The 13,328-nt window shown below is 68.4% G+C and carries 13 protein-coding genes, 1 tRNA gene and 1 pseudogene; 7 read left to right on the forward strand and 8 right to left on the reverse strand.

Features of this window, described 5'->3' with window-relative positions; genetic code table 11:
* Positions 1–125: 125 nt before the first annotated feature.
* Both Q0Q47_RS28045 and Q0Q47_RS28050 read right to left on the reverse strand, forming a co-directional pair.
* Positions 126–668, reverse strand: coding sequence for a disulfide bond formation protein B (locus Q0Q47_RS28045; RefSeq protein WP_293867955.1), 543 nt, complete (start codon positions 666–668; stop codon positions 126–128).
* 15 nt (positions 669–683) lie between these two features.
* The gene (locus tag Q0Q47_RS28050; protein WP_293867957.1) at positions 684–1,265 is read right to left on the reverse strand and encodes a YqaA family protein; all 582 of its coding nucleotides are present in this window, start codon (positions 1,263–1,265) and stop codon (positions 684–686) included.
* Between the two features lie 209 nt (positions 1,266–1,474).
* Here Q0Q47_RS28050 and Q0Q47_RS28055 point away from each other — a divergent pair, with 209 nt between their 5' ends.
* On the forward strand, positions 1,475–2,344 hold the full coding sequence (locus Q0Q47_RS28055; protein WP_293867959.1) for an RNA polymerase factor sigma-32: 870 nt from the start codon (positions 1,475–1,477) through the stop codon (positions 2,342–2,344).
* Positions 2,345–2,363: 19 nt separating this feature from the next.
* Here Q0Q47_RS28055 and Q0Q47_RS28060 read toward each other — a convergent pair whose 3' ends face one another.
* Entirely contained in the window at positions 2,364–3,827 is a 1,464-nt protein-coding gene (locus Q0Q47_RS28060; protein ID WP_293867961.1) for a M48 family metalloprotease, read from the reverse strand.
* A 46-nt stretch (positions 3,828–3,873) separates the two neighbouring features.
* The gene (locus tag Q0Q47_RS28065; RefSeq protein ID WP_293867963.1) at positions 3,874–4,659 is read right to left on the reverse strand and encodes a thermonuclease family protein; all 786 of its coding nucleotides are present in this window, start codon (positions 4,657–4,659) and stop codon (positions 3,874–3,876) included.
* Positions 4,660–4,769: 110 nt separating this feature from the next.
* On the opposite strand from Q0Q47_RS28065, the gene Q0Q47_RS28070 reads away from it, so the two are divergent.
* Positions 4,770–4,846: transfer RNA gene (locus tag Q0Q47_RS28070), tRNA-Arg, on the forward strand.
* A 66-nt stretch (positions 4,847–4,912) separates the two neighbouring features.
* On the forward strand, positions 4,913–5,413 hold the full coding sequence (locus tag Q0Q47_RS28075) for a ferritin-like domain-containing protein (protein ID WP_293867965.1): 501 nt from the start codon (positions 4,913–4,915) through the stop codon (positions 5,411–5,413).
* Positions 5,414–5,621: 208 nt separating this feature from the next.
* Here the strand turns inward: Q0Q47_RS28075 and ahcY are convergent, their stop codons facing one another.
* Positions 5,622–7,028 (reverse strand): adenosylhomocysteinase, encoded by a 1,407-nt coding sequence (gene ahcY, locus Q0Q47_RS28080; RefSeq protein ID WP_293867967.1) that lies wholly within the window; start codon positions 7,026–7,028, stop codon positions 5,622–5,624.
* A 293-nt stretch (positions 7,029–7,321) separates the two neighbouring features.
* Between ahcY and Q0Q47_RS28085 the strand changes: the two genes are divergently transcribed.
* Positions 7,322–8,059 carry a LuxR family transcriptional regulator gene (locus tag Q0Q47_RS28085; RefSeq protein WP_293867969.1) on the forward strand — a complete coding sequence of 246 codons (738 nt, stop codon included), beginning with the start codon at positions 7,322–7,324 and terminating at the stop codon, positions 8,057–8,059.
* 15 nt (positions 8,060–8,074) lie between these two features.
* Here Q0Q47_RS28085 and Q0Q47_RS28090 read toward each other — a convergent pair whose 3' ends face one another.
* Positions 8,075–8,962, reverse strand: coding sequence for an SMP-30/gluconolactonase/LRE family protein (locus Q0Q47_RS28090; RefSeq protein WP_293867971.1), 888 nt, complete (start codon positions 8,960–8,962; stop codon positions 8,075–8,077).
* 121 nt (positions 8,963–9,083) lie between these two features.
* Between Q0Q47_RS28090 and Q0Q47_RS28095 the strand changes: the two genes are divergently transcribed.
* The 3 genes from Q0Q47_RS28095 to araD all read left to right on the forward strand — a co-directional run bounded on the left by Q0Q47_RS28095 (position 9,084) and on the right by araD (position 12,556).
* A complete protein-coding gene (locus Q0Q47_RS28095) occupies positions 9,084–9,812 on the forward strand; it encodes a GntR family transcriptional regulator (protein WP_293867973.1) in 729 nt (242 codons plus the stop codon).
* A complete protein-coding gene (locus tag Q0Q47_RS28100) occupies positions 9,809–10,729 on the forward strand; it encodes a dihydrodipicolinate synthase family protein (protein WP_293867975.1) in 921 nt (306 codons plus the stop codon). Before Q0Q47_RS28095 ends, Q0Q47_RS28100 begins: the two co-directional genes overlap by 4 nt.
* Before the next feature lie 99 nt (positions 10,730–10,828).
* Entirely contained in the window at positions 10,829–12,556 is a 1,728-nt protein-coding gene (gene araD, locus Q0Q47_RS28105; RefSeq protein WP_293867977.1) for an L-arabinonate dehydratase, read from the forward strand.
* 180 nt (positions 12,557–12,736) lie between these two features.
* On the opposite strand, the gene Q0Q47_RS28110 is transcribed toward araD, so the two are convergent.
* Entirely contained in the window at positions 12,737–13,039 is a 303-nt protein-coding gene (locus Q0Q47_RS28110) for a DUF3303 family protein (RefSeq protein ID WP_293867979.1), read from the reverse strand.
* Between the two features lie 75 nt (positions 13,040–13,114).
* Positions 13,115–13,328 (reverse strand): annotated as a pseudogene (locus Q0Q47_RS28115) (phosphoenolpyruvate carboxykinase (ATP)); the annotation flags it as partial.

Genomic DNA, 13,328 nt, shown 5'->3' on the forward strand with positions numbered 1-13,328 from the left:
TTTGCCGGGGCCATCCTGAAGTCGTGGATGGCCGGGCCAAGCCCGGCCAAAACGCGGAGAGGGAGGTGCAAGCCGGACTGAGACAAAGATTCAAAAGCTGTGAGATGCCGGGGACGCCCGAAGGGTCAGCGGGGCGCCGTGGCGAAGGCCCGCGCGGCGCCCGCCAGGGCGAGAGCGGCGAGGCCGGCCGCGATCACGGCGTTCCAGGCCGCGAGCGACAGACCGAAGATGCGCATCGCGACCTCGTCGCAGCGAACCACCTTCACCGTATCGAGCTGCTTCAGGAAGTCGGACATGGCCGCGGGCTTGGCGATGGTGCCCGTGCAATCGCTGGGACCCGCCCACAGGCCCCATTCGACACCGCTGTGATAGCCGCCCATCACCGCCCCCACGGCGAACACGAGCGCCAGGAGGCACAGGCCCACGGCCGGTCTCAGCCCGGTGCGGGCGCGCGAGGCGGCGACCGCCACGACGACCGCGAGCGGGACGCCGGCATAGTAGGGGATCCGCTGCTTCAGGCAGAGTTCGCAGGGCTTCACGCCCAGCACGTGCTCGATGTACAGGGCCCCCAGGATCGTCGCCAGGGCCACCGCCGCCACCGTGGAGGCCGCGACCGAGGGCCGGGTGAGGGTGCCGGCCAGGCTGCGAAGGGACGTGGACTGGGCCATCGGCGGATCTCCCGGTCAGGCGAGGCGGGTCAGCAGCCAGAAGCCCGCGACGATGAAGGCGATGCTGCCGAGGGCGACGGCCGTGAGATGTCGCTCGATGAAGGCCTTCAACGGGGTGCCCCACCGGTTGAAGATGCCCGCGAGGATGAAGAAGCGCGCGCCGCGGGTGAGCACCGACAGCAGCACGAACATCGGGAAATTGTAGCCCAACGCGCCGCTGACGATGGTGACGACCTTGTAGGGGATGGGTGTCAGCCCCTTGATCAGGATGAACAGCGCGCCCCAGGCCGCGTACCAGGTGCGGACGGACTCGATCTTGTCACCCAGCCCGTAGAGGTTGAGGAGCCAGAGCCCGACGCTGTCGAACAGCAGCCAGCCGATCAGGTAGCCCAGCATGCCACCGAGCACGGACGTGACCGTGCAGACCGCGGCGTAATGCCACGCCCGGTCGGGCCGGGCCAGCGCCATCGGGGCCAGGACCACGTCCGGCGGGATGGGGAAGAAGGAGCTTTCCGCAAACGACACGAGGCCCAGGGCCCAGGGCGCGCGCGGCGACGCCGCAAGAGAAACAGTCCAGTCGTAGAGGCGCTTGAACATCGAAGCTCCCGTTTCGCCGCTCCTGTTACTGCAAGCGTGGCGATAAGGGAAATCGGCTTTCCGCGCCCTTGTGGCGCGTCCCGGGGAACCGGGTGATCGCGGCTGTCGTTCGCACCATGACGGACCGGGTTCCGAGCGATCGGACTCCGTGGTGATCCGATCCTTGACTTTTCCGTATTGGATTCCAGCACCGGGTAGAGGGCGGGGTCATGGGCGAGATCGCAGGCGTACGACGCAGGTTCGTCAAGGCAGCCATGGACGCGCCCTTCCTGACACGGGAAGACGAGCACGCCCTGGCCGTGCGGTGGAAGGACGAGGGGGACGAGGATGCCCTCCACCGTCTCGCCGCCGCCCATATGCGGCTGGTGATCGCGATCGCCGCCCGGTTCCGGCACTACGGACTGCCGATGGCGGACCTCATCCAGGAAGGCCATGTCGGCCTGCTGGAGGCGGGAGCCCGGTTCGAGCCGGACCGGGAGGTCCGCTTCTCGACCTACGCCACCTGGTGGATCCGCGCCTCCATCCAGGACTACATCCTGCGCAACTGGTCCATCGTGCGCGGCGGGACGAGCTCCGCGCAGAAGGCCCTGTTCTTCAACCTGCGGCGTCTGCGGGCGAGGCTGTCCCAGGCCGCGGCCGGCGACACGACGGTCGACATCCACCAGAGCATCGCGGACGCCGTCGGCGTGTCACGGGACGACGTGGCGGTGATGGATGCGCGACTGTCGGGCTCCGACATGTCGCTCAACGCGCCGCTCAGCGAGGATTCCGGCGGCTCGACCGAGCGCATGGATTTCCTCATCGACACCCAGCCACTGCCGGACGAGGCGGTGAGCGAGTCCATCGACACCGAGCGTCGCCTGAGCTGGCTGCGCTCGGCCCTGGGCGTGCTCTCGGACCGCGAGCTCAACATCCTGCAGGCCCGACGCCTGTCCGAGGAGAGCGCGACGCTCGAATCGCTGGGTGACCGGCTGGGCATCTCGAAGGAACGCGTCCGCCAGATCGAGAGCCGGGCCATGGAAAAGCTCCGGCGGGCTCTTCTCGACCGTCATCCGGAAGCCGCGATGGCCATGGTCTGAAGCCCCTCGGGGGCCTCGCTCATTCCACGACGATCTTGTACGACTGCCCGGGCTTCACGGCGCTCGGGCGGTCGAGCCCGTTCAGAACCAGGAAGCGGTCGACGGCCCTGTCCGTCGTCGCCATGCGTCCCGCAAGGCTTTCCGCCGTGTCGCCTGGCTTGGCCGTGACCAGCACCAGCCGAAGCGGCCGCGCGGTGGCGATCTCCGCCGGGGTCATGGCCCGGAAGCTGTCGATCGCCTGGCGGAAGGTCCTGTCGAGGTCCGGGGTCATCGCCTTCGAGGCCAGGATGAAGCGGTAGGTGCCCGCGCCGAGCTGGATCGCGGCCAGCCGGAAGCTCCAGTCCTCACCCTTGGCAAAGGCGGTGACGGCGGTCAGCCCGTTCACCGAGATGTCCTCGATGGGGCCGAGCTTGGCACCCTCGATCCATCCCGACGCCATGTAGGTGGAGAGAGTCTGGCCCTCGGGCAGCTTGACGCTGTCGAACCGCAGGGCCTGGGCACCGCCGGGCGTGAGGCCCACCACTGCGCTGGAGGAGTTCTCGAGCACGAATCCGGGCGGGGCGGAGAAGGTGAAGCCGAGCTGCGGGTGCAGGAACTTGGTGTTCCTGACCATGCCCTCGTTCGGATCGTCGCCGAAGGTGATGCCGTCGATGGCGGCAAGGTAGGACTGCCGGTCGCTCTCACCGATGCCCGGCCCGCCGATCGACCGCGCCGCCGACAGCGCCTGCGCAACGCGCTCGGGGGTCGAAGGATGTGTCGACAGGAAGTTCATGCCCTGCTGCCCGGGCTTCTCGCCGAGCATGGTCGCGCGCATCGAGGTCTGGCGCCCGAGCGACGCCAGGAAGCGGGCCGCGCCGAACGGGTCGAACCCGGCCTTGGCGATGCTGCGAACGCCGATCTGGTCGGCTTCCAGCTCCTGGGAGCGCGAGAAGCTGGCCAGCGAGAAGCGCGAGCGCGCCTGCACCACCTCGCCGGCGGCGGGGTCTTCGAGCACCTCGGACACCACGCGGCTCACGAGCTGGGAGCGGCGCTCGAGTTCCGCGCGCTGCATGGCATGGTTGGCGGTGACGTGAGCCACCTCGTGCGCCATGACGGCCGCGATCTCGGACGTGTCGTTGGCCAAAGCCAGCAGGCCGCGCGTCACGTAGAGATTGCCGTTGGGCAGGGCGAAGGCGTTGACGACCGGCGAATTGAGGATGGTGACGCGATATCCCTGGTCGGGGCGCTCCCCCGCGGCCGCGACGCGGGCCATCACCGCGTTAAGCATCTTCTCGGCCGCCGGCCAGGAATACTCGCCGCCGAAAAGCGCCACCAGGCGCTTGTGCTCTCGGGAGGTGATGGACTCGATGCCGGTGATGCGTGGAACGGCCGCCGGGACCGAGACCGACGCGGTCTTCTCGGGCAGGCCGATCCGCTCCGCGGCGCAACCGGCCACGAGCAAGGCCAGGGTCACCGCGCCCGTGCGCGAGAGCCACTGCCGCATCGTCGTCGTTCCGCGTGGTGCCGGACGTGTCACCGTTCTGCGAATCCTAGTCGAGGCGCTCGATCTCCTCGGGCCGCCCGACCGCCAGCGTCGGACGCCCCGTTCCGGCCACGATGCCGCGCACCCGAACCCGGCGCCCCTCGATCGAGGACCACGTCATGCCCGAAGCCTCCAGCCTCTGCAAGGCTCGTTTCTGGACGGTAACGCTCAGGTCGTGCCGCGAGATCGTGCCAAAATTGAGGTAAATATTGACACGTCCGTGACCAAGCCGGCTCACCCGACCCTCGACGATGGTAAACCGTCCATGAAGGTCCGGCCGGCCCGCGACGGCGCCGGCGTCCAGCACGGCGTCGGCCTCGGCCCAAAGCCCCCGCCGGGCGCGGCGAGCCTCCTCCTCCAGGCGCAGCAGCTGGCGCAGGCATACGGGCGGCGTCTCGTCGGGCCGCACCCGGGCGAGCCCGTCCCGGACGAGCAGCGCCGCAAGCGGTTGGCCGGCCAGCGCCACCAGGGCCGGGATCCGGTCCCACCGGTCGGCCGGGCCCAGCGGTTCGACGGAGGCGGGGATGCCGGCGAGGCGGGCTTCGAGCGCGGCGGCCAGGGTCAGGGCCGCGATGCCGGCCCCCGGCGGGGGAGCCTCAATGCCGGCCAGCCTGACGGACCCGCCGCGGCCGCGCACCAGGTCGAGGCCGCCGGCCGGCGCCAGGCTTTCCGCCGTCGACCCCCGCCGCGGCAGGCAGGCCGACCACCCGGCCGGGGTCTCGGGCACCGCGGCGGATGCGTCGAGCGCGGCCAGCAGGGCGATGACGACAGGTAGGATCCGGCATCGTGGCATCGCGCGAGTCTGGCCCGCGCCCGGGCGCGGTCTACGCACCACGGATTGAACTCGCTGGCGCGCGAGACGGCTGCAAACGCTTTTCGACTGTGCTAGACGCAAATCCGTGCGGTTCCGTAGCTCAGCAGGATAGAGCAGCGGTTTCCTAAACCGAAGGTCACAGGTTCGAGTCCTGTCGGGACCGCCACTTTCCGGGAACTCCCCTCGCCACAAGCTGTTGTTCGGCCTCCATGATCAACCGGAGAGCACGACGATGGCCGCAGCCGCCAAGGAAAAGACCCTCGAGGACCTGTTCCTCGAAACGCTGAAGGACGTCTATTCGGCCGAGAAGCAGATCCTGCGCATGTTGCCGCGCATGGCCAAGGCCGCCGGCACCGCCGAGCTGCGCAAGGCCTTCGAGACGCATCGCGACGAGACCGAGGGCCAGGTCGAGCGCCTCGAGAAGGTGTTCGAGATCATCCAGAAGCCGGCGCGCGCCAAGACCTGCGAGGCGATGCAGGGACTGGTGGAAGAGAGCAAGGAAATCCTGGAGGACTTCAAGGGCTCCGAGGCGCTCGATGCGGGCCTCCTGGCATCCGCCCAGACGGTGGAGCACTACGAGATCTCGCGCTACGGCACGCTGAAGACCTGGGCCGGACAGCTCGGCCTGAAGGAGGCCGTCAGCCTGCTCGACCAGACGCTGCAGGAAGAGAAGAAGACAGACGCGCTGCTGAGCCAGCTCGCCAAGCAGGCGGTCAACCAGAAGGCGGCGTGATGTGACGTGGGCTTGCGAAGACGTGGGCTCGCGAAGAGGTCTCGATCGGCACCTCTTTATCGGGCCGAAATACCTCTGCGCGTCATGCCCGGGCTTGGCCCGGGCACCCACGACTTCGGGATGCCCGCGGAAAAGTCGTGGGTCCCCGGGCCAAGCCCGGGGATGACGGCGGAGAGGGTGCAGTGAACGCGAAGGCGTCCGCAGTACCTCAGTACCGGTAGTGGTCCGGCTTGTACGGGCCCTGGGACGGCAGGCCGAGATACGTCGCCTGCTTGTCACTGAGCTTGGTGAGCTTCACGCCGATCTTCTCGAGGTGGAGCGCGGCGACCTTCTCGTCGAGGTGCTTGGGCAGGGTGTAGACCTTCTTGTCGTACTGGCCCTGCTTGGTCCACAGCTCGATCTGAGCCAGCGTCTGGTTGGTGAAGGACGCCGACATCACGAAGGACGGGTGGCCGGTGGCGTTGCCGAGGTTCACCAGGCGGCCTTCCGACAGCACGATGATGCGCTTGCCGTCGGGGAACTCGACCTCGTCGACCTGCGGCTTCACGTTGTGCCACTTCAGGTTGCGCAGCGCGCCGATCTGAATCTCGCTGTCGAAGTGGCCGATGTTGCACACGATGGCGCGGTCCTTCATCGCGCGCATGTGGTCCACCGTGATGACGTCGACGTTGCCGGTCGCGGTGACGAAGAGGTCGGCGCGCGGGGCGGCGTCCTCCATCGTGGTGACCTCGTAGCCTTCCATCGCGGCCTGCAGGGCGCAGATCGGATCGATTTCCGACACGAGCACGCGGCAGCCGGCGTTGCGCAGCGAAGCGGCCGAGCCCTTGCCCACGTCGCCGAAGCCCGCGACCATGGCGACCTTGCCGGCCATCATGACGTCGGTGCCGCGGCGGATGCCGTCGACGAGCGACTCGCGGCAGCCATAGAGGTTGTCGAACTTCGACTTGGTGACGCTGTCGTTGACGTTGATCGCCGGGAAGAGGAGCTTGCCCTCCTTCTCCATGATGTAGAGGCGATGCACGCCCGTGGTCGTCTCCTCGGTGACGCCCTTGATGGCTTCGCCGTTGCGCGTGTACCAGCCGGGGTTGCTCTTCAGGTGCTTCTTGATCGAGGCGAAGAGAACCTCCTCCTCCTCGTTCGTCGCACCCTCGAGGAAGGCGGTGTCGCCCTTCTCGGCGCGCATGCCGAGGTGGATCAGCAGCGTCGCGTCACCGCCGTCGTCCAGGATCATGTTCGGCGTGCCGCCGTCGGCCCACTCGAAGATGCGGTGGGTGTAATCCCAGTAGTCCTCGAGGCTCTCGCCCTTGATGGCGAAAACGGGCGTGCCGGCCGCGGCGATGGCGGCGGCCGCATGGTCCTGGGTCGAATAGATGTTGCACGAGGCCCAGCGGACATCGGCGCCGAGCGCCTTCAGCGTCTCGATGAGCACGGCCGTCTGGATGGTCATGTGCAGCGAGCCGGCGATCCGGGCGCCCTTGAGGGGCTGCGACGGGCCGTATTCGGCGCGCGTCGACATCAGGCCGGGCATCTCGGTCTCGGCGATGGTGATTTCCTTGCGGCCCCAGTCGGCGAGCCCGATGTCGGCGATGCGGTAGTCATTGAAATGATGGGTCATGGCTCGGCTTTCGCTCCGGGAAATGGGTCGGCGGCTCTATACCACCGCGCCCGTCGGTGTTCAATAAAGACATAAAGAATTCTTTATGTCTGGTTTCCACGGTCCCGGAAAAGCGTGACCGAGGCCATGACGGCCGCCGCGACGGTTTCATGCAGAGATTGCAGAGCGAAGGTATTACACTCGTAAAGAGGCGTCCTCATGCGGGATACGGCAGCGACGTCTTGTAAACTTGACAGAGATACAAAATCATAGTCCAGCTTGGGCCATGCCACAGCGGACCGTAAGACATTCCAATGGGAGAGATTTTCGCGCCAGCCATGGGTCTTGAGCGCCTTGATCGTGCTCGGAGTCTGAGCAACCTCAGGGTTGCGCTGCGCGACATCGTCCACGAATACAATGTCGAGCATGCAGGCTATTGGGGTGTTCCTCCCCTCGCGGAAGGCGACACGCAAGCCTGGGTTCCGGTATCGACCCTCCCCGAAGCCTGGCTGCGCCACTACGCGGCGGCCGACTACGTCCGGATCGATCCGGTGGTGCGGGCCGCGCGCCAGGCCATCGGGCCGGTCGACTGGCGCGATCTGCCGCCCGCCGACGCGGCGGGCCGCCGGATCGCGGCCGAGGCTCGCGAGTTCGGCATCCCGCGCCAGGGCCTCTCGTTTCCCATTCGTGGCTCGGGCGGCGATTTCGGCGTCTTCTCGGTGATGGCCGACGTGGCCGACGCGGCCTGGGACGCGCTGAAGCAGGGACGGCTGCTCGACTGGCTGACCCTGGCACAGGCCATCCACCGGCGGGTCCTCGACATCGGAGCCGCCCAGATGCGCGGCGGGCTCGGCAAGCTGTCGCCCCGGGAGCGCGACATCCTGCAACTGATCGCTCACGGCCTGACGAGCGACGAGGTCTCGGCGGAGCTTGGCATCTCCGAGCGCGTGGTGCGCGGCTACCTCCAGGGGTGCCGCAACAAGCTGAATGCCCGGAACTCGACCCACGCCGTGGCGCGTGCGGTCAAGCTCGGCCTGGTCTCGGCGAACTGACCGGCGGGGGCCACATCATAAGGCCAGCGGTTCGCCGAACCGTGCGATCGGCGCGCCGGCAACGCCGACGTCGAGCACCATCAGGGTCCCGAACTGCTTGGGTCCCAGCCGATCGGTGGCCAGCGAGGTGACGTAAAGCGTCTTCAGGCCCAGACCGGCAAAGCACGGCATTGTCGGCGCTGCGGCCGGCATGGCGATCTTGCGCACGATGGTCCCGTCCGGCGCGATGCGATTGAGCACCCCGGCCGACACCCCGGCCGACCAGTAATGGCCCTCCGCGTCGCACGCGGCGCCGTCCGGGCGTCCGTCCTGCTCCTCCAGCATGCGGATCCGCTTGCCGTTGGCCAGCGCACCGGTCCGGGCGTCGAAGTCGAAGGTCTGGACGAACCGCTGGCGGCTGTCGGAGTGGTACATGGTGCGCCCGTCGGGCGTCCACGCCAGCCCGTTGGAGACCGTGAGGCCGGTCAGGACCTTGTCGCAGCGGCCCTTGATGTCGATGCGGTACAGGGCGGCCGTCGGCTCCTTGTCGCCAGGCCGGTCGTCCATGCTGCCCACCCAGAAGCAGCCGTCGGGGCCGATCTTCCCGTCATTGTAGCGGTTGCCGGGAATGTCGGCCTCCGGATGGACGAGGAACTCGAGCTTGCCGCTCTTGGGGTCGAAGAAATGGATCCCGTGCTTCAGCGCCACCACGAGGCGTCCGTCGGGCACCAGCCCGAAGCTGCCGATGGCGCTCGGCATGGCAAAGCGCTGGAGGTCCTTCGTCGCGGGGTCGTAGCGGAAGAGGGTCGGGCCCGGAATGTCCACGAACCAGAGCACGCCCTCGGCGGCCGACCAGCAGGGACCTTCGCCGCAACCGAGCGGAACGTCGATGAGCTGCGTGACGACGGGGGTCTCGATCTGCATGGCGTTCCTCCGGACAGTGCCGATTGACTCGGAATGGATTTGATATATCAAGTTTCAACAGCGAGGCAACGGGCCGCCGGAGAAGGCTGCCGGACCCGCAGAGCACGGAACCGCCGGTCCCATGTCCGCAAAGTCCGATCCGGCCGATCCGCTCCGCGTCCCCCGCCCCAGGCTCGAGCCCGTCGATCCCATCTTCCTGAAGGGCCTGCGCGAGCACGTCCACGAGACCTTGCGCCGGGCCATCATCGCCGGCGAGATCGCCTCCGGAACCGTGCTGAACGAACGCCAGGTCGCCCACGAGCTCGGCGTGTCCACGACACCGCTGAAGGAGGCGCTGCGCCGGCTGGAGGGCGAGGGCCTCGTCATCACCGAGCCGCGGCGCGGCGTCCGGGTCACCTTCGATGCCCGCCAGGCCGAGGAGATGGCCCTCGCGCGCGCCGCGCTGGAAGGCATGATCGCCCGCGTGGCCGCCGGCCGCATGGATGCCGAGGGCGCCGCGCGCCTGCGCGCCTGCGTCGCCGACATGACGCAGGCGACCGCCGACGGCGACACGGACCGGCTGATCGAGCTCAACGAGCGCTTCCACGATGCCATCCACGAGCTTTCCGGCTGCCGGTACCTGCAGCGGATTCTCGTCGGACAGCGCATCTACGTCCACACCGCCCGCGCCCTCATCCTCGGCGACCCCGAGGAGCGCCAAAGGGCGCTCACCGAGCACACGGCCATCTGCGAGGCGCTGATCCGCGCCGACGCGGACGCCGCGGAACGCTGCATGCGCGACCACGTGGTCCGCTCGGCAAGCCAGCACGTCAAGACGGCCTTCGAACACCGCAGGGAGAGCACATCATGAGCCAGTCCATCCGCACCGCCCTCGCGGGCATTTCCGGCGTCCACGTCACACCCTACGACGCCGACGGCCAGATCGACCGCGCCCTCATGGCCCGCGTCGTCGACCGGATCGCCGTCGCCGGGATCCACAATATCGTCTCGGCCGGCAACACCGGCGAATTCTACGCGCTGACGCCCGACGAGGTCCGCCTCGTGCACGACACCGCCATCGAGGCGAACGCCGGTCGCTCGAAGCTGACCGCCGCCGTCGGGCGCTCGCTCAAGGAGGCGCTCGAGCTCGGCCGTCGGGCCAAGGCCCAGGGCGCCGACGCCATCATGGCGCACCAGCCGCTCGATCCCTTCGCCGCCCCGCAGTCCCAGGCGGCCTATTTCATGGCCATCGCCGACCAGGTCGACCTGCCGCTCGTCGCCTATGTGCGCTCCGACGCCATGAGCCTCACCGACCTGCTCGGCATCGCCAACCACCCGAACGTGGCCGGCGTGAAGTTCGCCACCACCAACCTGATGATGCTGTCGGAGGCCGTCCGCTCCTCATCGGCCACCACGGCGCTGTGGGTCTGCGGCCTCGCCGAGGGCTGGGCCGCGCCGTTCTACGCGGTGGGCGCGCGCGGCTTCACCTCCGGCCTCGTCAACGTCGATCCGGCCCGCTCGCTGGCGATCCATGCGGCGCTCGAAGCCGGCTATCTCGACCGGGTGCGCGACCTCGTCTCCACCATCGCCCGCTTCGAGACCATGCGGACCAAGTTCGGTAACGGCGCCAACGTCACCGTGGTCAAGGAAGCCCTGCAGCAGATCGGCTTCCCGGTCGGCCCGGTGCGCCTGCCCGGACTGCCCGAGCTCAGCGGCGCGGATCGCGAGATCCTGGCCGACGTCCTGCGCAGCTGGGGCCTGCTCGCCGCGCGCGCCGCCGCCGAATGAACGACGCCGGCGGGTGACACCGCCGCCAAGCCGCTTATGCTGGCGGCCGGCTCCCGCCGGCTCGCCGGCCCATGATCGATCACGACCGGAAACGCTCCAATGACCCGCAAGAAGACCCCCGAAAGCCTGCGCAGCCAGCGCTGGTTCGGCGCCTCGGACCTCCGCGCCTTCGGCCACCGCTCGCGCACCCTGCAGATGGGCTACCGCTACGAGGACTTCGTCGGGCGGCCGGTGATCGGCCTCATCAACACCTGGAGCGACATCAATCCCTGCCACACCCACCTGCGCCAGCGCGCCGAGGAGGTGAAGCGCGGTGTCTGGCAGGCGGGCGGATTCCCCATCGAGCTGCCGGCCATGTCGCTGGCCGAGGTCATGGTGAAGCCGACCACCATGCTCTACCGCAACTTCCTGGCGATGGAGACCGAGGAGCTGCTGCGCTCCCACCCCATCGACGGCGCCGTGCTGCTCGGCGGCTGCGACAAGACCACGCCCGGCCTGCTGATGGGCGCCATCAGCATGAACGTGCCGGCGATCTTCCTGCCCGCCGGTCCGCTCCTGCGCGGCAACTGGGGCGGCAAGGTGCTGGGCTCCGGCTCCGACGTCTGGAAGTACTGGGCCGAGAAGCAGGCCGGCCGCATCACCGAGGCCGACTGGCAGGAGATGGAGGCCGGCATCGCCCGCTCCTTCGGCACCTGCATGACCATGGGCACCGCCTCCACCATGGCGGGCATCGTCGAGGCCATGGGCATGATGCTGCCCGGCGCCGGCTCGATCCCGGCGGCCGACAGCGGGCATTCCCGCATGGCGATGGACTGCGGCAGCCGCATCGTCGACATGGTCTGGGAAGACCTGACGCCCAAGAGCATCCTCACCCGCAACTCGTTCCACAATGCCATCGTGGCGCTGATGGCGATGGCGGGCTCCACCAACGGCATCATCCACGTGCTCGCCATGGCGCGCCGCGCCGGCATCAACCTGACGCTCGACGATTTCGAGGCGCTGTCGAACGAGGTCGGCGTCATCGCCAACCTGCGTCCGTCCGGCGACTGGCTGATGGAAGACTTCCACTACGCCGGCGGCTTCAAGGCCTTCTTCAAGACGCTGATGCCGCACCTCAAGCTCGACGAGCTGACGGTGACCGGCAAGACGATGCGCGACAACATCGCCGACGCCAAGGTCTGGAACGAGGACGTCATCCGTCCGCTCGACAATCCCATCGCCAAGGGCGGCGGCATCGCCGTGCTGCGCGGCAACCTGGCGCCCGGCGGTTGCATCATCAAGCCGACGGCCGCCGAGCCGCGGCTCCTGAAGCACACGGGTCCCGCCATCGTCTTCGACAGCTACGACGCCATGTCGAAGGCGGTGAACGACGAGAGCCTCGACGTGACGCCCGATCACGTCATGGTGCTGCGCAACGCCGGCCCGGTGGGCGGTCCCGGCATGCCAGAATGGGGCATGCTGCCGATCCCCAAGGTGCTGCTGAAGCAGGGCGTGCGCGACATGGTGCGCATCTCCGACGCGCGCATGAGCGGCACCAGCTACGGCGCCTGCATTCTCCACGTCGCGCCGGAGTCCTATGTCGGCGGTCCGCTCGCCGCGGTGAAGAATGGCGACATGATCACCGTCGACGTGCCGGCCCGCACCATCCGCCTCGAGATCTCCGACGAGGAGCTCAAGACCCGCCTCGCCGCCTTCACGCCCAAGCCCCGCCCGGAGCTGCGCGGCTACGTGAAGCTCCACGCCGAGCACGTGAAGCAGGCCGACGAGGGCTGCGACTACGACTTCCTGGAAGGCACCGCGCCCATTCCGGAGCCGGAGATCCACTGAGGGATCGGACTTTCTCGAGGACCTCTCTCTCTCTCCGCGCGTCATGCCCGGGCTTGGCCCGGGCACCCACGACTCTGCCGGGCAAGGCTCAGTGTTCTGCCCGAAGTCGTGGATGGCCGGGCCGAAGCCCGGCCAGGACGGCCGAGAGATTGCGGGGAAAAGGGGAGCGGAGCAGCGCCTCTAGCGACCCGCCAGTCCCTCTTCCCTGTCCAGCACCGGCTCCACGAGCGCCCGCGTTTTCGCCGACGGCACCACGGGCACGATCTCGAATGTGACGCCCGTGCCGCGCCAGCCGAGCACCCATTCCTGCAGGAGCGCGGCGTCGTCGCACTCCATGAGCTGGAAGCAGCGGCCGAAGCCGGGCTCGACCCAGCTGTCGCGATAGACGAGGCCGTCTGGCAGCATGCGGCCGCGCTCGCGCAGCCGCCGGTAGACCGGCACCATGTCGGCGTCCCTGAACGTCTCGATCACCATGAACAGCATCGGCGTGCTCCGGCCACGAAAAAGGGCCCGGCATGGGATGCCGGGCCCTTCATCATAGGCGAACGCGCGGTGCGGTCACTGCGCCGCGAGCTGGCTCACGGGTGCCGCGGCCTTCACGTCCGCGTCCACATGCTGCTCGAACTTCTCGAAGTTCTTGTTGAACATGGCGACGAGCTTCTTGGCCGTCTCGGCGAATTCCGCCTTCGAGGCCCAGGTCTTCACCGGATAGAGGATGTGGGGCTCGACGCCCGGCACCGAGGTCGGCACCGCGAAGCCGAAATAGGGGTCG

The organism is uncultured Alsobacter sp., from assembly GCF_945952055.1.
Lineage (GTDB): Bacteria > Pseudomonadota > Alphaproteobacteria > Rhizobiales > Beijerinckiaceae > Alsobacter.